The following is an 18,268-nucleotide window of genomic DNA, read 5'->3' on the forward strand; positions in this document are numbered from 1 at the left end:
GCGGTTGAGCGTTGCCCCATTCGAGCACGGAACGATCACTTCCGGGTGGGTGCCGTGGGTCACCTCGCCGGGGGGTGACCCACGGTGCTGTCCGGTCCGGTTCAGTCCGGCTCAGACGTTGACGCCGAAGTCCTTGGCGATGCCCACCAGGCCGGAGGCGTAACCCTGGCCCACCGCACGGAACTTCCACTCCGCGCCGTGCCGGTAGAGCTCGCCGAAGACCATGGCGGTCTCGGTGGCGGCGTCCTCGCTGAGGTCGTAACGGGCTATCTCGGCCTCGCCGGCCTGGTTGACGATGCGGATGTAGGCGTTGCGCACCTGGCCGAAGTTCTGCGCGCGGGACTCGGCGTCATAGATGGAGACCGGGAAGACGATCTTGTCCACATCGGCCGGCAGCGCGGCCAGGTTCACCTTGATCTGCTCGTCGTCGCCCTCGCCCTGGCCGGTGGTGTTGTCACCGGTGTGCACGATGGACTGGTCCGGGGTGGACTTGTTGTTGAAGAAGACGAAGTGGGCATCGGAGTAGACCCGCCCGGCGGCGTTCACGGCGATGGCGCTGGCGTCGAGGTCGAAGTCCGTGCCCGTGGTGGTGCGGACGTCCCAGCCGAGGCCGACGGTGACGGCCGAGAGACCGGGGGCCTCCTTGGTGAGGGAGACATTGCCGCCCTTGGACAGGCTTACCGGCATGGAAGTGATCCTCTCGTCGAGTCGCGTGGCGGGCCGGGCGAGGCCGCCCGCCGTCACCCTCCCCAACGCCCGGCACGGGCCCGGCGGTTCCGGATTCCTTTACTTTCTTTACCGGCTTCGGATGCCGCACCGGCCGGGGGCCGGGCAAATCGAGGTGACGGACCGCTCCGGGCGAGGGACCATGGGGTCATGTCCGGTCCCCATGTCATCCGCGGCTCCGTCACGCTGCCCGAGTCCGAGCTCCAGTGGCGCTTCTCGCGTTCCTCCGGGCCGGGCGGCCAGCATGTCAACACCAGCGACAGCCAGGTGGAACTGCGCTTCGACCTCGTCAGTACCGAGGCCCTGCCCCCGGTATGGAAGGAACGGGCGCTGCAGCGGCTGGCGGGCCGGATGACCGGGGGCGTGCTGAGCGTACGGGCCAGTGAGCACCGTTCGCAGTGGCGCAACCGGGAGGCCGCCGCGGTGCGGCTGGCCGCACTGCTGGCCGAGGCCACCGCGCCGCCGCCCAAGAGCAGGAAGCCGACCCGGATCCCGCGCGGCATCAATGAGCGGCGGCTGCGGGAGAAGAAGCAGCGGGCCGACACCAAGCGCGGCCGCTCGGGCCGCGACTGGCACTGAGCCCGCCCAACTGCCGCGTCCGAACCGCCCGTCCGCCCAACTGCCCGCCCGCTCAGGCCAGATGGCGGTAGCGGCCGCGGAAGTAGGTCAGCGGGCCGCTCTCCGTACCGGGCGCGGTGGCCGTCAGCACCCGGCCGATGACCAGGATGTGGTCGCCGGCCGGCACCCGCTGCTCGGTCCGGCACTCCAGGGTGGCCAGCGCCCCGCCGACCAGCGGCGCGCCGGACGCCTCGCCGCGCTCCCAGGGGAAGTCCGCGAACAGCAGCCGGTCGCTGACCCGGCCCTTCATGGCGAACCGCCCGGCGATCTGGCGCTGTCCCTCGCCCAGTACCGATACCGCCCACCGGTCCACCCGGGCCAGCAGGTCGTCCATCCGGGAGTCATTGCGCACGCTCACCAGTACCAACGGCGGGTCCAGGGAGACCGATACAAAGGCGGTGGCCGTCATCCCGACGTCCTCGCCGCGTGGACCGTCCTCCGGGTCATGCGCGGTGACCAGCACCACGCCCGCGGCGAGGCGGGCGAGGGCGGCGCGGAACTCGTCGGCGGTCACCCCTTCAGGATGCGCTATGCCGGTCGCGGAGGGCTGGGTGGTATCGCACGTCGTCTGGAACACATGAGCACGCTATCCGCACCGCGCCGGCCGCGGCATCGGGCTGCGGCCCCACTCCGCTTCTGGTATTGGTCCTAGGCCCCGTCACCCTTCTCGGTCAGCCGCCGGACGGACCGTCGCCTTTTCCTGAGCAATTCCGCGCGGCTTTCGCGCAAATGCATTGCATGGCCTGCCCAATTTGCGTTGAGAAAGCGTGAGAGGGCGCTCAAGCCCCAGGTCGGGACCGCTTCGTCACGCGCTGTGACATGACTCACAGCGGCGGTTATTTGTTGACCCTGTGTACCGAGTTGTCAGCTCGCTGTGATTCAGTGGCGTGGTAAGTGGACGACAAGAAAATCTGGAGTAGCTGTCGAGGTCTCGGGGGAGAGCGAGCTATGGAGTCCGAGTCGGAGCCGTATGTACGCCTGGCGACCTTGAGGCAGGTTCACCAGGCCGTGGCGGATCTGAACACCGCGCGCAGCCTCGCCGACACCCTGCAGACCGTCGCCGACGGTGTGGTGTCCGGCCTGGGCTATGAGCTCGCGGCGGTCAATCTGGTGCGGCCGGACGGCGATCTGGTGGTGGCCGCGGTCGCGGGCAGCGCCGGCGCCGAGGCCTTCCTGGCCGGGCGGGTGGGCTCCCGGGTGTCCTGGGAGCGCCGGCTGGCCATGGGTGACCGCTGGGGTGAGCTGCGCTTCATTCCGTACACCGAGGGCTGGGTGCTGGACGACGACGACGTCCCGCAGTGGCGCACCACCGGTCCGGCGCCGCGTTTCCCCGATGAGTGGCACCCCATGGACCGCCTCTTCGCCCCGATGCACACCGCTGGAGCGTCGGGCGGGGAGCTGCTGGGGGTGATATCCGTCGACAAGCCGCGAAACGGACGTCGGCCCGGCGCCTGGGGGCGTGAGGCTTTGCAGATGTATGCGTTCCAGGCGGCGGTGGCGATCAGTAACGCTCATCTACGCGCAAATATGCAGCGCGCCCTGGTCCGGCTGGAACGCGAAGGGCAGGCGCTGCGCGCCAGCGAGGAGAGTTTCCGGCAGGCCTTTGAATTCGCGCCCAGCGGTATGGCCATCGCCGAGATGGGCGGCGACCAGCACGGCCGGCTGCACCGGGCCAATGACGCGCTGTGTCGGTTGCTGGGCCGGTCGGCCTCCCAGATGCGCCGCTACTCCTTCTCCGACCTGGTTCACCCGGAGGACATCGGCACCCTGCTGCGCACCTCCGCCGAGGGCGGCCGGGCCGAGCTGCGCCTGCAGCGCCGGGACGGCAGCTATGTCTGGGTCTCGCTGCGGAACTCGGTGGTCGCCGACGCCGCCGACGGCCCCCGCTACCTCCTCACCCATGTAGAGGACATAGAGGACCGCAAGCGGCATGAGCTGCAGCTGGCCCACCGGGCCAGCCATGACTCACTGACCGGCCTGCCCAACAGCGCCGAGCTGCGCGCCCGGCTCAGCAGCCGGCTGTGCTCCCGCCCGCCGGGCAGCGACGCGCATGCGGCGGCCACGCTCTCGCCCTTCGGCCGGCTGGACGGCTTCGCCGAGGTCACCAGCCTGGTCTCCACCGCCGGCTATGGCCATGGCTTCGGGGGCCAGGGCGTCCCCGACCGCGCCCCCCAGCCGTCCGGCGACGAGCACGCCGCCGAGCCGGCCGGTGAGTACCGGACCGGTGACGGCTTCTGGGACGGCGGGGCGTACGACCACCATGAGCACACCGTCGCCCTGGACGAGACCAGCGACGACGGGTCCAAGGGCCTGGCCGTCCTCTTCTGTGACCTGGACGGCTTCAAGTCGATCAACGACCGGTTCGGCCACCACACCGGCGACGCGGTGCTGATCGAGGTGGCCCGCCGGCTGACCAGCGGCGTCCGCGACGGGGACACGGTGGCCCGGCTGGGCGGCGACGAGTTTGTGGTGCTCGCCGATGGCCTGGGCCGCGCGGACGCGGAGGACCTGGCGGTCCGGCTGCGCAACGCGATCATCCCGCCGATCCGGGTGGACGGCCGGGCGGTACGGGTCGGCGCCAGCTTCGGCATCGGCTGGGCCGGCTGCGGGATGTCCGCGGATGAGGTGCTGCGCTCGGCGGACCAGCGGATGTATGTGGAGAAGCGGTCCCGGGCGAAGGCCGGGCGGCGGGCGGGCTGAGCCTGTTCTCATCTCGCTCGGGTAGGCTGCGCCGATGCGGCACCGCCGCCGATCGTGGTGGCCGGACCGGCTCCCGACATCGCGGACCGGGCGAGCAGAGCAGGGGTGCCGACGGGCGGACCACTTGGGGAGTGACACGGGATGACGGCCGGTAACAATGGCACGGGCACGCCACAGGACGACGACCCGTTCGCCTATCTCTACCGCTCGGAGGGCGGTGAGCAGGGTGGCGACGGTGCTCCGTCCGCACCCCAGCCCGGCGTCCCGCGCACGTCGTACAACCAGGTCCGCCCGGTGGGCTCGCGCCAGTACGGCCAGCCGCAGGGCGGCACCTACGGCGCCCAGGTGCCCGGCGGTACCTACGGCGGCGGGCAGCCGATGCCCCCGCACCAGCCCGCGCCGCACTACGCCGCCCCGGAAACGCTCCCCGGCGGCGCCCCCCGGCACCCCGCCGCCTCCGGCCATGGCCATGGCCACGCCACCGCCGAGCGCCCCAAGCGGCGGGGGCTGCTGGTGGCCGCGATAGCCGTGGTGCTGGTGGTCGCGGGCGGCATCGGCGTGGCGATGCTCAACAACTCCTCCGACGACTCGGGGAAGAGCTCGGCAGCGGACAGCTCCAACCAGCCGAGCTCGCCGTCCAGCGGTAAGCCGTCCGGCAAGAAGAAGGGTTCCGACGATTCCCAGAACCAGACGGTGGACGGGGAATGGAAGCGGGACGCGGCCGAACTGAAGCTGAGTGGCGGGGCCACCACGGCCAAGAATGTGCCGGGGGCCAAGGCCGCAGGCGGCACCTACATCACCGGAGTCAACCAGCCGGGGTCGGGTGTGGAGTGGGTGGTCGATGTCAAGGACGCGGGTACGTACCGGCTGAACGTCGGCTATGGCACGCCCAGCGGGGGTGGAAACCTTTCTGTCACCACCAATGGCAAGCGGGACAGCCGGGCGATAGACCTCAGGAGCTACGGCTCGGACGGCTGGTTCAGCTCCTGGCAGCTGGTCGAACTCACCAAGGGCAAGAACACCATCAAGGTGTCCTGCGAGACCGGCAACAAGTGCGGGATGAATCTTGACCAGCTGTGGCTGAGCAAGCCGTGATGCCACGCATGACTCTCATCAAGCCCCCGGCTGTGCGCCGGGGGCTTGTTCAGATGTCTGTCAGTTGAGCCGGAGGTACGCGGCCACTGCTGATGCCATCGCCTCTCGGGCAGGGGCGAGGTACTTGCGCGGGTCGACGGTGGAGGGGTGGGCCTCCAGGAAGGCGCGGACGGCGCCGGTGTACGCCTTGTTGAGGGCGGTGCCCACATTGACCTTGCGGATGCCGGCGGCGATCGCGCGGCGGAGTTCGGCGTCGGGGACGCCGGAGGAGCCGTGCAGGACGAGGGGGACGGGGACGGCCTCGCGGAGCCGGGCGATGAGGGTGTGGTCGAGGGTGGCGGTGCGGTCGGTCATGGCGTGGGAGCTGCCGACGGCCACGGCGAGGGCGTCCACGCCGGTTTCGGCGGCATAGCGGGCTGCCTCGGTGGGGTCGGTGCGGATGCCGGGGGTGTGGGCGTCGCCGGGTTTGCCGCCGATGCGGCCCAGTTCGGCTTCGAGGGTGATGTCTCGCCGGTGGGCCCAGCGGACGGCTTCGGCGGTCGCTTTGACGTTGTCGGCGTAGGGGAGCCTGGACGCGTCGAACATCACGGAGCTGAAGTCGTGGGCGGCGGCCGCGTGGAGGAGTTCCTCGGACTCGATGTGGTCGAGGTGGAGCGCCAGTTGGGCGGTGGAGGTGCGGGCCACCGCGGCGGTTGCCGTTGCCAGGGGGGTGAGGTTTCCGCCGTGGAACTTCACGGCGTTCTCGGAGATCTGGAGGATGGCCGGGGCGTTGGCGGCTTCGGCGGCGGTGGCGATGGCTTCGGCGTGCTCGGTGGTGATGACGTTGAAGGCGAACAGGGGGTGGGCGGTGGTGAGGAGTTCGCGGGTTCGGGCCAGGGGCACGGGTCACCTCCAGGTGGTTGGGTGGGCACGCCCCTTCGGGGCGTCGGTGCCATCCCCACCCACGCGCCGCAGTCGCCGACGGCGGCCCGCCCCCACTGGCGGCCTCGGCCAACGCGGGGGACGGTAACGGATGGTGCGTAGGTGGGGCTGACCGCCGGAGGCGGGAAACGGCGCCGCGCCCGGCAAGGTGCGGGGGTGGAACTCCGCGGGAAACGGCGCCGCGCCCGGCGGCCCGGCTCACGCCGGGGTGACCTTCACCCGTGGCAGCAGGGCTTCGTACGTCGCACCGTCGAACTCCCCGGCCGTGCCGGCCCGAACCGTCGCGCCCGACAGGGCGACGGCCTGGGCCAGCCGCTCGGGCCAGGGGACCCCGCGCACCCAGCCGGAGAGCAGCGCGGCGACCACCGCGTCCCCGGCCCCGGTCGGGTTGCCGGAGAGGCGTTCCGGCGCGGCCGCCCGCCAGGAACCGTCCGGCGTGACGGCCAGCATGCCCTCCGGCCCCAGCGAGGCCACCACCGCGTACGCGCCCCGGCGGCGCGCGTCCAGCGCCGCCCGCAGCGGATCGGTGGAGCCCGTCAGCTCGGCCAGTTCCGCCGCGTTCGGCTTGACCACATCCGGCCGCGCGGCGATCCCGCGCCGCAACGGTTCTCCGCCGGTGTCCAGCAGCACCGGCACGCCCCGCGCCCGCGCGGTGCGTACCAGAGGGGCGTACGCCCCCACCGGCACCCCGGGGGGCAGGCTGCCGCACAGGGCCACCGCCCGGGCGCCGTCCAGAAGTTGGGCGTAGCGGTCGGTGAACTCGGCCCACTCGGCGGCCGAGACCTCCGGTCCGGGCTCATTGAACTGGGTGGCGTCACCGGTGGCGGTGTCCACCACCCCCACCGTGCGCCGGGTGTTGCCCGCGACCGGGACCAGCGCGTCGGCCAGCACCCCGGCCCGGCCCCGCGCGGCCCCGGCGAGCAGGGTGCGCAGCGACTGGCCGTTGACGCCGCCGGCGAAGCCGGTGACCGTGACGTCATGGCCCAACTCGGCCAGTACACATGCCACGTTCAGCCCCTTGCCGCCGGCCCGTTCGGCGACCTGGACGACCCGGTGCGAGCTGTGCGGACGCAACCGCGGTACGCGGTACGTCAGATCGAGCGCGGCGTTGAGCGTGACCGTGAGGATCACCGGCGCCTCCCTCCCAGGATTGCGGGAGCGATCATGCCAAAACAGAAGCGGCAGGCCCAGAGTCCGGGACCCACCGCTTCTGTTCAAGAGAGTTCAAGGGCGCTTGGAGCGCACTTCAAGGGCGGGATGAATCACCGCACTTCTGGACGGACCAGCCAGTCGCCCTTGCGCATCACCCCGACGAGCTCGAAGGAGTGGTCCAGCACCACCAGGTCGGCGTCCTTGCCCGGTTCCAGGGAGCCGACCCGGTCGTCCACGCCCAGCAGCCGGGCCGGGTTGGCGGACAGGGCCCGCACCACGTCCTCGACCGGCAGCCCGTCGATGGTCACCGCGCGCCGGAAGGCGGTGTCCAGGGTGAGCGTGGAGCCGGCGATGGAGCCGGCGGTGGGGCCGTCGGCGATCCGGGCCACCGCGTCCTTGACCTCCACCCGCATCGGGCCGAGCGCGTACATGCCGTCGCTCATCCCGGCCGCGCCCATGGCATCGGTGATGAAGGCGACCCGCCGCGCGCCGGCGCGGGCGAAGGCGAGCTGCAGGACGGACGGGTGCAGATGGGTGCCGTCGTTGATCAGCTCCACGGTGACCCGCTCGTCCTCCAGCAGCGCGGCGATCGGGCCGGGGTCCCGGTGCAGCAGCGCGGGCATGGCGTTGAACAGGTGGGTGGCCACCGTGGCGCCCGCCTCGATGGCCTCCAGCGTCGCCTCGTAGGAGGAGTCGGTGTGGCCGACGGCGGCGATCACACCGAGGTCGGCGAGCATCCGGACCGACTCCAGGCCGCCGGGCAGCTCCGGGGCGAGGGTCATCATCCGGGCGGTGCCATGCGCGGCGTCCACCAGCTTGCGGACGTCGGACGGGTCGGGTGCGCGCAGCAGCCCGGGCTGGTGGGCGCCGCAGCGGTGCGGGGAGATGAACGGGCCCTCGAAGTGGACGCCGGCCAGGTCGCCCTGCTGGGTCAGCTCGGCCAGCACGGCCGCCTGCCGGGCCAGGTCGTCCAGGTCGCCGGTGACGGTGGAGGCGGCCATGGTGGTGGTGCCATGCGCCCGGTGGGCGTTGATGGCGGTGAGCGCCTCCTTGGGGTCGCCGGAGGCGAAGGACGCTCCGCCGCCGCCGTGGACGTGCATGTCGACGAAGCCGGGGACGATCCAGTGGCCGGTGAGGTCCAGGGTGGGGCCCTCCTCGGACCGGTCCGCCCCGGGCCGGAGGTCTGCCTCGGGCCGGAGGCCTGCCTCGGGCCGGAGGTCCGTCTCGGGCCGGACGGCCGTGATGCGGCCGTTCTCGATCGTCAGGCGGCCGCCGTCGGCCACTCCGGTCGGCAGCACCACGCGGGCGCCGGCGAGAACCGTTCGATCCACCATCAGGCGGTTACCTCCGTGAATTCCATGGCGAGCAGGTCCCAGGCGAGCAGGCCCGCGCCCAGGCAGCCGGCGGTGTCCCCGAGGGCCGCCGGGACGATCAGGGGGAGCCGCTGGAAGGTCAGGCGCTCCTGGACGGCCGCGCGCAGTGGTGTGAACAAGGTTTCCCCCGCCTCGGCCAGGCCGCCACCGATGATCAGGGTATGGGGGTCCAGCAGGGTGAGGCCGATGACCAGGCCGTCGGCCAGGGCGTCCACGGCCTGCTGCCAGACGGCCCGGGCACGCGGGTCGCCGGAGCGGACGGCCTTGGCGCAGTCGGCGGCGTCGGCGGTGCGGTCGCCGGTGGTCCGCGCCCAGGCCCGGCTGATGGCGGAGGCGGAGGCCAGGGCCTCCAGACAGCCCGTGGCGCCGCAGCCGCAGGGGGGCGCGTCCGGGCCGGAGCGGACCCGGATATGGCCGATCTCGCCGGCGGAGCCGTGGGCGCCTTCCTCGATGCGGCCGTCGATGCCGATGGCTCCGGCGATGCCGGTGCCCACGGGCATGAACAGGAAGCGGTCGGTGGCGCGGCCGGCGCCGATGCGGCCTTCGGCCAGGCCGCCGGTGCGGACGTCGTGTCCTACCGTCACGGGAAGGCCGAGGCGCTCGCCGAGCCGCTCTTTGAGCGGGACGTCGCGCCAGCCGAGGTTGGCGGCGTAGACGGCGGTGCCGGTGCGGGTGTCCACGATGCCGGGGACGGCTATGCCGGCTGCTTCGGGGGTGCGGCCGTAGCGGGTCTCGCCGAGGGTGCGGAGTTCCGCGGCGAGGTCGAGGATGCCGTTGACGACGGCGTCGGGGCCTTTGGCGGCGGCGGTGGGGCGGCGGGTTTCGTGCAGCAGGGTGTGGTCCTGGCTGACGAGTGCGGCCTTGATGGTGGTGCCGCCCACGTCCAGGGCGATGACGTGTTTCACGTCGTCCAGTGTCGCGTGTGCGGGGCGGAAAGGTCTAGTCCACTGTCCCGTTCGGGTACGGGTGCGGGTGCGTTGCCGGGTGCGGCGCCGTTTCCCCGCCTCCGGCGGGGTTCGCCCCACCCGCGCCCCACCCGTGACCGTTGTCCGGGTTGGTGGGACTCGCCGGTGGGGCTTGCCCGCCATCGGCGACTGCGGGCCGTAAGCCGCCAACGGCGGGAAACGGCGCCGCACCCGGCAACGGTGGAACCCGCCTACGTCCCCTCCGGCAGGACCACGCTCCGCGTCAGGTTGCGCGGAGTGTCGGGGTTCAGCCCCCGTCCCTCCGCCACCGCGACAGCGACTCGCTGCGCCCGCACCAGATCCGCCAGCGGATCCGCACCCACCTGCACCAGCGTGCCGCCCGCCCCGACCACATCCGCCGCCAGTCCCTCCGGCAGCGGCCCGAACGCCCACACCACCCGCCCCGGTGCGGCGATGGCGACCGGCCCATGCCGGTACTCCATCGCCGGGTACGCCTCCGTCCAGGCCCCCGCCGCCTCCCGCATCTTCAGCGCCGCCTCCTGCGCCAGGCCGTACGCCCACCCCAGGCCCAGGAAGGTCCACTGCTCCGCCTCCAGCACGGCCGGCGGTATCGGGTCGGTCAGCGCCGCGTCGGCCTCGTCCGCGGCCGCCGCGACCGGCCCGACGGCCTCCGGAAGCGCGCCATGCCCCTCCAGCCCCGCCCGCAGCAGCGCCAGCGCCGTGGTGGCGAACCGGGTCTGCACTACGGACTCCTCGTCCGCCCAGTCCAGCACCACCGCCGAGCCGGCGGCCCGCCGCACCGGCGCGGTGGCGTCCGCCGTGATCGCCACCGTGCGGGTGCCGCTGTCCCGCAGCCGCTCCAGCAGGGTGAGCACCTCCGTGGTGGTGCCGGACCGGGTGATCGCCAGCACCCGGTCATAGCGCCGCCCCACCGGGAACTGGGAGGCGGCGAAGGCATCCGTCTCGCCCTGCCCCGCGGCCTCGCGCAGAGCCGCATAGGACTGGGCCATGAACCAGGAGGTCCCACAGCCGGTGACGGCGACCCGCTCGCCCGGCCGGGGGAGCTCCCCGGCCGACGGCGCCAGCGCGGCGGCCCGCCGCCAGCAGTCGGGCTGGGTGGCGAGTTCGCTGGCAGTGCGGGAGGGGGAGGGCTTCATGCGCGGGCTCCTTGCCGGATCGGTTGCCGGAACGACGGGTGAACGACGGGCGGCACGGTCATGATCGGTAGTCCGCCTCCGTGGATAGCAGCCGCCCCGTAGGGGAGGGAAGGGCGAGGGCGGGGCGAGTGTCCGTTCGAGTAGCGCTTAAGGTGGCGCGGAAGAGATGGCGGTCTCCCGTCAGGGATGGCGGTCTCGATCCGAACTCCATCCGAATGGATTTCTCACCGATCACGAGGGCGGAAAGCAAGTGCAGCGGCGGCGTTTCTTGGGTCTGACGGCGGCTGGTGCCGCCACGGCGGCGATGGCGCCGGCTCTGGCGGGGTGCGGCAGCGGAGCGGGCGGTAGCAAGACGATCACCCTGGTCGCGGCGGAGTACGGCGACGGCAAGCCCGCCAACAGCTCCAAGCGGTACTGGGACTCGGTGGCCCGTACCTTCGAGGGCGACCACAAGGGCGTGAAGGTCTCGGTCGAGGTCTACAGCTGGACCGAGGTGGACAAGCGGGTCGCCGACATGGTCGCCGCCGGCAACGCCCCGGACATCGCGCAGATCGGCGCCTACGCCGACTTCGCCGCCGCGGGCAAGCTCTACAGCGCCGACCAGCTGCTGTCCGTCCCCACCCAGGCCGACTTCATCGACTCCATCGCCGCCGCCGGCGATGTGCACCGGATGCAGTACGGCCTGCCCTTTGTCTCCTCCACCCGGCTGCTCTTCTACAACAAGACGCTCTTCGAGAAGGCCGGCGTGCTGCGCGCCCCGCAGAGCTGGGACGAGCTGCAGGCCGCCGCCATCAAGCTCAAGGCCGTGGGCGTGAAGATGCCCTTCGGGCTGCCGCTGGGCCCCGAGGAGGCGCCCGCCGAGACCCTGCTGTGGATGCTGGGTGCCGACGGCGGCTACACCGACAAGAACGACGACTATGTGATCAACTCGCATGAGAACGTCCAGGCGTTCACCTGGCTGCGCGACGAACTGGTGGGCAAGAAGCTGACCGGCGCCGACCCGGCCCGCACCAACCGCCAGGACGTCTTCGACGCCTTCTGCAAGGGCCAGGTCGGCATGCTCAACGGCCACCCCAGCCTGATGCAGCAGGCCGAGGCCGGCGGCATCAAGTACGGCATGGCGCAGCTGCCCGGTATCAGCGGCAAGGCCAAGTCGACCATGGGTGTGGCCGACTGGCTGATGGCCTTCAAGCAGCACGGCCACCGCAAGGAGATAGGCCAGTTCCTGGACTCCGTCTACGGAACCCAGACCGTGCTGGACTTCACCAGCCAGTACGGCCTGCTGCCGGTGACCCAGTCCGCCTCCGACCAGATGCACAAGGACGGCCAGAACAAGAAGCTGCTGCCCTTCCTGGAGCCGCTGCAGAACGCCGTGTTCTACCCGGCCAACAAGACCTCCTGGGCCAAGGTCAGCAAGGCGATCAAGGAGAAGGTCGGCCAGGCGGTGCAGCCGGGCGGCGACCCGATGGGCGTGCTCAGCGAGATCCAGACGCAGGCACAGTCGGTGGAGGGGCCCCGTTAACCTGGGCGGCATGGACCAGGGCGGTACGGACCAGGACGGCACGGCGGAGGGCGGGCACGCGCTCTCCGCGCGGGACCGCGCCGTGCTCGCCCTGGAGCGGGAGTCCTGGCCGGGGCCGGGAGCCAAGGAACGGGCCGTCCGGGAGCGGCTGGGCATCACGCCGACCCGCTACTACCAGCTGCTCAACGCCCTGCTGGACGATCCCCGGGCGCTGGCCCACGACCCGGTCACCGTCAACCGGCTGCGGCGCCTGCGGGACGCCCGCCGAGAGCGCCGTTGAGTCCCCGGGGAGCCCGGGAAATCGGTAGGGTCGGGGCATGGGCAGCCACCCTCTCCCGGAACCCGTCACCCAGGCCGGCCGCGACGGCCTGGCCGCACTGCTGAAGCGGCCCGAACGGGCCGTGCTGGCACTGGACTTCGATGGCACGCTCGCCGAGATCGTGCCCGATCCCGAACAGGCCCGGGCCCACCCCGCGGCCGTGCCGGCCCTGGCCCGGCTCGCCCCGCACCTGGGCTCCGTCGCCGTGATCACCGGCCGGGCGGCCGGGGTCGCGGTGCGCTATGGCGGCTTCGCCTCGGTGCCGGGCCTGGAGCGCCTGGTGGTGCTGGGCCAGTACGGCGCCGAGCGGTGGGACGCCGCCACCGGCACCCTACGGGCCCCGGCCCCGCACCCCGGAGTGGCCGGGGTCCAGGCCGAACTGCCCGGAGTGCTCGACGAATCCGGTGCCTGGCAGGGTACTTGGGTCGAGGACAAGAGCCGCGCCATCGCCGTCCATACCCGCCGCGCGGCCGACCCGCAGGGCGCCTTCCAGGCCCTGCTGGGTCCGCTCACCGAACTCGCCCACCGCCATGGGCTGATCACCGAGCCCGGACGGCTGGTGGTGGAGCTGCGCCCGCCGGGCGTCGACAAGGGCGTGGCGCTGGCCGAGTACGTCCGGGAGACCGGAGCCGGCTGTGTGCTCTACGCCGGCGACGACCTCGGCGACCTCGCCGCCTTCGCCGCCGTGGAGCGGCTGCGCACCGAAGGAGTGGCCGGGGTCCTGGTGTGCAGCGGCAGCGCCGAGGTCGCCGAACTGGCCGCCCGGGCCGACCTGGTGGTCGACGGGCCGTCCGGGGTGGTGGGCCTGCTGACCGCCCTGGCGGAGCGGCTGGGCTGACGGTCAGTCGTCGTCCGGGTCCTTGGCCACCGCCTTCTTGCCGTCGTCCTTGATGCCCAGGCCGGCCAGCGCGGTGGTCCAGTCATGCGCTATGGCCCGCTGGACATCGGCCAGTTGGGCCTTGCCGGAGCAGATCGCGGTCTTCAGCTTGGTCTCCACCACGTCCTTGGGGTTGTTGGGGCCGGCGCCGTCCTTGTGACCGGGCGACGGCGGCTCCACCCACAGATTGCGCGGGTCATTGGGGTCCCCGCCCAGCTGAAGGCTGATGAGGTGGTCGTACTCGGCGTCCCGCATCGGGCCCTTGTAGCCGTAGGAGGCCGCGTTGGCGGTCTTCTCCTTGCCGGTGACGCCCACCGGCGGCCGGATGTCCTTGGTGTAACCGGCCTTGCAGATGGTCTCCTTGATGGTGGCCTGGGTGACCTTGGGGTTGGTGGCGCCCGGGGTGCACTTGGGGTCGGGCAGCGGCTGCTTGTCCGCGGTGTAGTGATAGGAGCAGCTGCCCGCGGCGGGCTGCTGCTGCACGGCGTACTTGGTCTGCGGGCCGGCCCCCACCGGCACCGCGCCGGACGAGGACGAGGAACCGGGCGAGGCCTTGCCGTTGGCGGAGGCCGAGGAGGAGCCCTTGGTATCCGACTTGGCGTCGGACTTCTTGCCGGAATCGGAGGAACAGCCGGTGGCGGTGAGGGCGAGAACCGTCACCGAGGCGGCCGCAAGTGCGGCCCAACGGGGAGCAAGTGACATGGCACCATGATTACCCGTGCGCGGGGCCGTCCAGCCGGGGCCCCGAAGCGGGGCCGCGCACGGCCCGCGCCGGGCGAGCGCCGTGCGCTCCGGCGCACTAGATCCGCTGCAGGGCCGTCAGCTGGTCCATGAACCACCGGGCCGGCGGCAGCGCGGTGGCCGCCGCCGCCAACCGCTTGCAGCGCTCGGCCCGTTCGGCCGGGTCCATCAGCAGCGCCCGGTGCAGCGCCCGGGCGGTGGCCTCCACATCGTAGGGATTGACCAGCAGCGCATCCTCGCCCAGCTCCGCCGCCGCACCCGCCTCACGGGACAGCACCAGCACACAGCCGGCGTCGGAGACCACCGGAACCTCCTTGGCCACCAGGTTCATTCCATCCCGGATCGGGTTGACCAGGGCCACGTCCGCCATCCGGTACGCCGCCAGCGAGCGGGCGAAGTCATCCTTGACATGCAGGTCCACCGGCTGCCAACCGGCGCCGCCGAACTCGGCGTTGATCTCCCGGGCGACCCGCTCCACGGTGGCCGTGTAGTCCCGGTAGACGGCCAGGTCCTGCCGGGAGGGATAGGCGAAGGCGATATGCACCACCTGCCCCCGCCACTCCGGCCGCTCCTGGAGCAGCCGCCGGAAGGCGAGCAGGCCGCGCACGATGTTCTTGGACAGCTCGGTGCGGTCCACCCGCACAATCGTCCGGCGCCCGCCGGTCCGGGCGCGCAGCGCCGCCATCCGCTCCTCGACATCCGCCCGGTGCGCCCGCTCTCGCAGGAACTCCCCGTCCGTGCCCAGGCCGTGCACCCCCAGCCGGGTGGTACGGCCCTCGAAGCGCACCGCGGTGGCGATGCCGTTCTCCCGTTCGGTCTCCGCCCCCAGCACCTGCTCACAGCAGTCCGCGAAGGACTGGGCCCAGCGCCGGGTCAGGAAGGCCGCCCGGTCGCCGCCCAGGATGCCGGACAGCACCTGCCGGGCGACATCGTCCGGCAGCAGCCGGTAGTAGTCCGGCGGCGCCCAGGGGGTGTGCGAGAAGTGCCCGGTCCGCAGGTCCGGCCGCAGCGCGCGGAGCAGCCCCGGCACCAGCGTCAGGTGGTAGTCCTGCACCAGCACCACCGCCTCCGGCGCGGCCTCCTCGGCCAGCGCCTCGGCGAAGGCGGCGTTGTACGCCTCGTAGGCGGCCCACTGGGCGCGGAAGGCGTCGTCGAAGACGGGCTCCAGGGGCGTCTGGTAGAGCAGGTGATGGACAAACCACAACACCGAGTTGGCGACGCCGTTGTACGCGGCGGCGAAGGTGTCCGGCGCGATGTCCAGCATCCGCACCCGGTGGCCGCCGGTGTCGGCGGCGTCGAGTCTGCCGCCCGAGCGGCGGGCCGCCAGGCGATCGCCCTCGCCCAGGGCCGCGCACACCCATACCGCCCCCGACTCCGGGCCGATGGCGCTCAGGCCGGAGACCAGCCCGCCGCCGCCCCGGCCCGCGGCCAGCGAACCGTCCTCCCGCACGTGGTAGGAGACCGGGCCCCGGTTGGAGGCGACGACGATCGGGGCCGAGGGCCGGTGCTCAGTGACCATGACGCGAGCCTTGCCGCCCCGCCATCCGCTCAAACGTACGCTTAGGCCGCGCGATGCCGGGCGTACTCGGGGACCTCGGCCATCGGCGGACGCTCCTCGGTGTCCACCGCATAAGTGCGTGGAACGAAGCCTTCCGCCGTCCTTTCGAACTGGGTCAGAACCGGACGTACCAGGGGCGGCCGGGCGAGCCGCAGCTGGGCGGTGCGGTAGATCGCGGCCGCCATCCGGCCGAGGGCCCGGCCGTCCTGATGACGGTGCTTGCGCACGCCCACGTCCACCTGGGCCAGCGCGTCCAGGCCCACGGTGTGCAGCGCGTCCACCAGCAGCCCCAGCTCCACCCCGTACCCCACCGGGAACGGCAGCCGCTCCAGCAGCGAGCGGCGGGCCGCGTACTCCCCGCCCAGCGGCTGGACAAAGCCGGCCAGCTGCGGCCAGTGCAGATTGAGCAGTGGACGGGCCACCAGCTCGGTCACCCGGCCGCCCTGGCCCACGGCCTCGCCCAGGGGGCGGTCGTACATCGCCTTGACGAACTCCACCCCGGGATCGGTCAGCAGCGGCCCCACGATCCCGGAGACAAAGTCCGCCGAGAAGTCCCGCAGGTCGGCGTCGATGAAGCACACGATGTCACCGGAGGTCACCAGCAGCGACCGCCACAGCACCTCACCCTTGCCGGGCAGCGCGGGCAGCCGGGGCAGCACCGAATCCCGGTGCACCACCCGCGCCCCGGCGGCCGCGGCCACCTCGGAGGTGCGGTCGGTGGAACCGGAGTCCAGCACCACCAGCTCGTCCACCAGGGGCACCGCCTCGGTCATCAGCGCCCGGCGGATCTCGGCGACGATCTCCCCGACCGTCGCCTCCTCGTTCAGTGCGGGCAGCACCACGCTGACCGTGCTGCCGGTCTCGCGTTTGGCGGCGAGGAGCCGGTCGAGCGGACGGTCTGTGACGGACCAGGACCGCCGGGCGAGCCAGCGCTCCACCTCTTCCAGCACGTGAATGACTCCTCGTTGTGTGATGCGTCTCGCCTTACGGACGGCCCTGAACACGGCCATGGCCTTCCGATACAGTCTTGAACAACGCGGAACCCCGTCCTATGTCGGGGGTCGCCGCACGCATAAACGCCTGGGCCCCGCCCAGTGCCATACCGCTCATCCAGAGGGGCAGAGGGACACGGCCCGTTGAAGCCCCGGCAACCCTCCAGCCGGTCTCCGCAGACAGCGCGAGGCTCCCGGCGGGGAAGGTGCCAATTCCGTCTCATGGCGAGGTTCGCCATGAGGAAGATGAGGAGAAAGGGCCTCGCCTGTCATGGCTGCTGCGCATACCGTCGCACCCTCTTCCGTCTCCCTGGGCCCCGCCGTGGCGCTGTCCTGCCGCGAGTGCGGCGAGCGCGTTCCGCTGGGGCCGGTGTTCGCCTGCGCGGCCTGCTTCGGGCCGCTGGAGGTGGCCTACTCGACCGGTCTTCGCGGTGCGGAGCTGAGGCGCCGGATCGAGGCGGGCCCCGCCAGCATCTGGCGCTACGCCCCCCTCCTTCCCGTCCCCGCCGATGTGGCGGACCGGCCCAACCTCAACCCCGGCTTCACCAAGCTGGTCAGGGCCGACAACCTGGCGCGCGAACTCGGCGTCACCGGCGGCCTGTTCGTCAAGGACGACTCCGGCAACCCCACCCACTCCTTCAAGGACCGGGTGGTGGCCATCGCCGTGGAGGCCGCCCGCGCCTTCGGCTTCACCACCCTGTCCTGCTCCTCGACCGGCAATCTGGCGGGCGCGGTCGGCGCCGCCGCCGCGCGGGCGGGGCTGCGCTCCTGTGTCTTCATCCCGCATGACCTGGAGGCGGGCAAGGTGGTGATGGCCGCCGTCTACGGCGGCGACCTGGTGGGCATTGAGGGCACCTATGACGAGGTGAACCGCTTCTGTTCCGAGCTCATCGGCGACCCGCTGGGGGAGGGCTGGGGCTTTGTCAACGTCAATCTGCGCCCCTACTACGCCGAGGGCTCCAAGACCCTGGCGTACGAGATCTGCGAGCAGCTGGGCTGGCGGCTGCCGGACCAGATCGTGGTGCCCATCGCCTCCGGTTCCCAACTCACCAAAATCGACAAGGGCTTGCGGGAGCTGATCGCGCTGGGACTGGTCGAGGACCGGCCGTACCGGATCTTCGGCGCCCAGGCCGAGGGCTGTTCCCCGGTGGCCCGGGCCTTCAAGGACGGGCTGGATGTGGTGCGGCCGGTACGGCCGGACACCATCGCCAAGTCGCTGGCCATCGGCAACCCGGCGGACGGGCCCTATGTGCTGGACATCGCCCGGCGCACCGGCGGTGCGGTGGAGGATGTCACCGACCCGGAGATCGTGGACGCCATCCGGCTGCTGGCCCGCACGGAGGGGATCTTCGCGGAGACCGCGGGCGGGGTGACGGTGGGCGTCACCCGCAAGCTGATCGCGGCCGGCGTGCTGGACCCCTCGCTGACCACGGTGGTGCTGAACACGGGCGACGGTCTCAAGACGCTGGACGCCGTGGCCGCGGGGCCGACGGCGGTGATCCGCCCCAGCGTCGAGGCGTTCCGCGCCGCGGGCCTGTGAGCGTCCGGCTCCGCCGTATCACCGGGCACCACCCGGAAGTTGACCACCGAC

General features: G+C 72.2%; 17 protein-coding genes and 1 riboswitch. Of the genes, 7 read left to right on the top strand and 10 right to left on the bottom strand.

Going from position 1 to position 18,268, the window contains the following annotated elements; all coding sequences use genetic code 11:
- Positions 1-111 precede the first annotated feature (111 nt).
- Positions 112-687, bottom strand: coding sequence for a TerD family protein (locus ACIHFE_RS17130; protein WP_400107257.1), 576 nt, complete (start codon positions 685-687; stop codon positions 112-114).
- Between the two features lie 189 nt (positions 688-876).
- Here ACIHFE_RS17130 and arfB point away from each other — a divergent pair, with 189 nt between their 5' ends.
- The gene (arfB, locus tag ACIHFE_RS17135; RefSeq protein ID WP_400107259.1) at positions 877-1,305 is read left to right on the top strand and encodes an alternative ribosome rescue aminoacyl-tRNA hydrolase ArfB; all 429 of its coding nucleotides are present in this window, start codon (positions 877-879) and stop codon (positions 1,303-1,305) included.
- 52 nt (positions 1,306-1,357) lie between these two features.
- Here the strand turns inward: arfB and ACIHFE_RS17140 are convergent, their stop codons facing one another.
- Positions 1,358-1,921: a flavin reductase family protein gene (locus ACIHFE_RS17140; RefSeq protein WP_400107261.1), complete on the bottom strand. Its 564-nt coding sequence runs from the start codon at positions 1,919-1,921 to the stop codon at positions 1,358-1,360.
- Positions 1,922-2,292: 371 nt separating this feature from the next.
- On the opposite strand from ACIHFE_RS17140, the gene cdgB reads away from it, so the two are divergent.
- Both cdgB and ACIHFE_RS17150 read left to right on the top strand, forming a co-directional pair.
- A complete protein-coding gene (cdgB, locus tag ACIHFE_RS17145; protein WP_400107263.1) occupies positions 2,293-4,044 on the top strand; it encodes a diguanylate cyclase CdgB in 1,752 nt (583 codons plus the stop codon).
- 141 nt (positions 4,045-4,185) lie between these two features.
- Entirely contained in the window at positions 4,186-5,139 is a 954-nt protein-coding gene (locus tag ACIHFE_RS17150; RefSeq protein ID WP_400107265.1) for a CBM35 domain-containing protein, read from the top strand.
- A 60-nt stretch (positions 5,140-5,199) separates the two neighbouring features.
- Here the strand turns inward: ACIHFE_RS17150 and ACIHFE_RS17155 are convergent, their stop codons facing one another.
- The 5 genes from ACIHFE_RS17155 to ACIHFE_RS17175 all read right to left on the bottom strand — a co-directional run bounded on the left by ACIHFE_RS17155 (position 5,200) and on the right by ACIHFE_RS17175 (position 10,668).
- Positions 5,200-6,021, bottom strand: a complete 822-nt coding sequence (locus ACIHFE_RS17155; protein WP_400107267.1) for a ketose-bisphosphate aldolase — start codon at positions 6,019-6,021, stop codon at positions 5,200-5,202.
- Between the two features lie 237 nt (positions 6,022-6,258).
- A complete protein-coding gene (locus ACIHFE_RS17160; protein ID WP_400107269.1) occupies positions 6,259-7,191 on the bottom strand; it encodes a 1-phosphofructokinase family hexose kinase in 933 nt (310 codons plus the stop codon).
- Positions 7,192-7,322: 131 nt separating this feature from the next.
- Entirely contained in the window at positions 7,323-8,546 is a 1,224-nt protein-coding gene (gene nagA / locus ACIHFE_RS17165; protein ID WP_400107271.1) for an N-acetylglucosamine-6-phosphate deacetylase, read from the bottom strand.
- The gene (locus tag ACIHFE_RS17170; protein ID WP_400107272.1) at positions 8,546-9,490 is read right to left on the bottom strand and encodes an ROK family protein; all 945 of its coding nucleotides are present in this window, start codon (positions 9,488-9,490) and stop codon (positions 8,546-8,548) included. The genes nagA and ACIHFE_RS17170 overlap by 1 nt, the downstream gene beginning before the upstream one ends.
- Positions 9,491-9,741: 251 nt before the next feature.
- Complete coding sequence (locus ACIHFE_RS17175; protein ID WP_400107274.1) at positions 9,742-10,668, bottom strand: SIS domain-containing protein; 927 nt, start codon at positions 10,666-10,668, stop codon at positions 9,742-9,744.
- A gap of 304 nt (positions 10,669-10,972) precedes the next feature.
- Here ACIHFE_RS17175 and ACIHFE_RS17180 point away from each other — a divergent pair, with 304 nt between their 5' ends.
- Genes ACIHFE_RS17180 through otsB form a run of 3 tightly spaced genes read left to right on the top strand, consistent with a single transcriptional unit; the run spans position 10,973 to position 13,347 of the window.
- The gene (locus tag ACIHFE_RS17180; protein ID WP_400107276.1) at positions 10,973-12,190 is read left to right on the top strand and encodes an extracellular solute-binding protein; all 1,218 of its coding nucleotides are present in this window, start codon (positions 10,973-10,975) and stop codon (positions 12,188-12,190) included.
- Between the two features lie 10 nt (positions 12,191-12,200).
- Complete coding sequence (locus tag ACIHFE_RS17185) at positions 12,201-12,470, top strand: DUF3263 domain-containing protein (RefSeq protein ID WP_400107278.1); 270 nt, start codon at positions 12,201-12,203, stop codon at positions 12,468-12,470.
- A 37-nt stretch (positions 12,471-12,507) separates the two neighbouring features.
- Entirely contained in the window at positions 12,508-13,347 is an 840-nt protein-coding gene (otsB, locus tag ACIHFE_RS17190) for a trehalose-phosphatase (protein ID WP_400107280.1), read from the top strand.
- A gap of 3 nt (positions 13,348-13,350) precedes the next feature.
- Here otsB and ACIHFE_RS17195 read toward each other — a convergent pair whose 3' ends face one another.
- The 3 genes from ACIHFE_RS17195 to ACIHFE_RS17205 form a co-directional block, all read right to left on the bottom strand.
- A complete protein-coding gene (locus ACIHFE_RS17195; RefSeq protein WP_400107282.1) occupies positions 13,351-14,088 on the bottom strand; it encodes a hypothetical protein in 738 nt (245 codons plus the stop codon).
- Positions 14,089-14,185: 97 nt separating this feature from the next.
- Positions 14,186-15,646: a trehalose-6-phosphate synthase gene (locus ACIHFE_RS17200; protein WP_400107284.1), complete on the bottom strand. Its 1,461-nt coding sequence runs from the start codon at positions 15,644-15,646 to the stop codon at positions 14,186-14,188.
- Positions 15,647-15,687: 41 nt separating this feature from the next.
- Positions 15,688-16,635 carry a glucosyl-3-phosphoglycerate synthase gene (locus tag ACIHFE_RS17205; RefSeq protein ID WP_400107286.1) on the bottom strand — a complete coding sequence of 316 codons (948 nt, stop codon included), beginning with the start codon at positions 16,633-16,635 and terminating at the stop codon, positions 15,688-15,690.
- Positions 16,636-16,788: 153 nt separating this feature from the next.
- Positions 16,789-16,930: riboswitch (SAM riboswitch) on the top strand.
- Positions 16,931-16,948: 18 nt separating this feature from the next.
- On the opposite strand from ACIHFE_RS17205, the gene thrC reads away from it, so the two are divergent.
- Positions 16,949-18,217 (top strand): threonine synthase, encoded by a 1,269-nt coding sequence (gene thrC, locus ACIHFE_RS17210; protein WP_400107288.1) that lies wholly within the window; start codon positions 16,949-16,951, stop codon positions 18,215-18,217.
- Positions 18,218-18,268 lie beyond the last annotated feature (51 nt).

Source organism: Streptomyces sp. NPDC052396 (genome assembly GCF_044593195.1).
Taxonomy (GTDB): Bacteria; Actinomycetota; Actinomycetes; order Streptomycetales; family Streptomycetaceae; genus Streptomyces.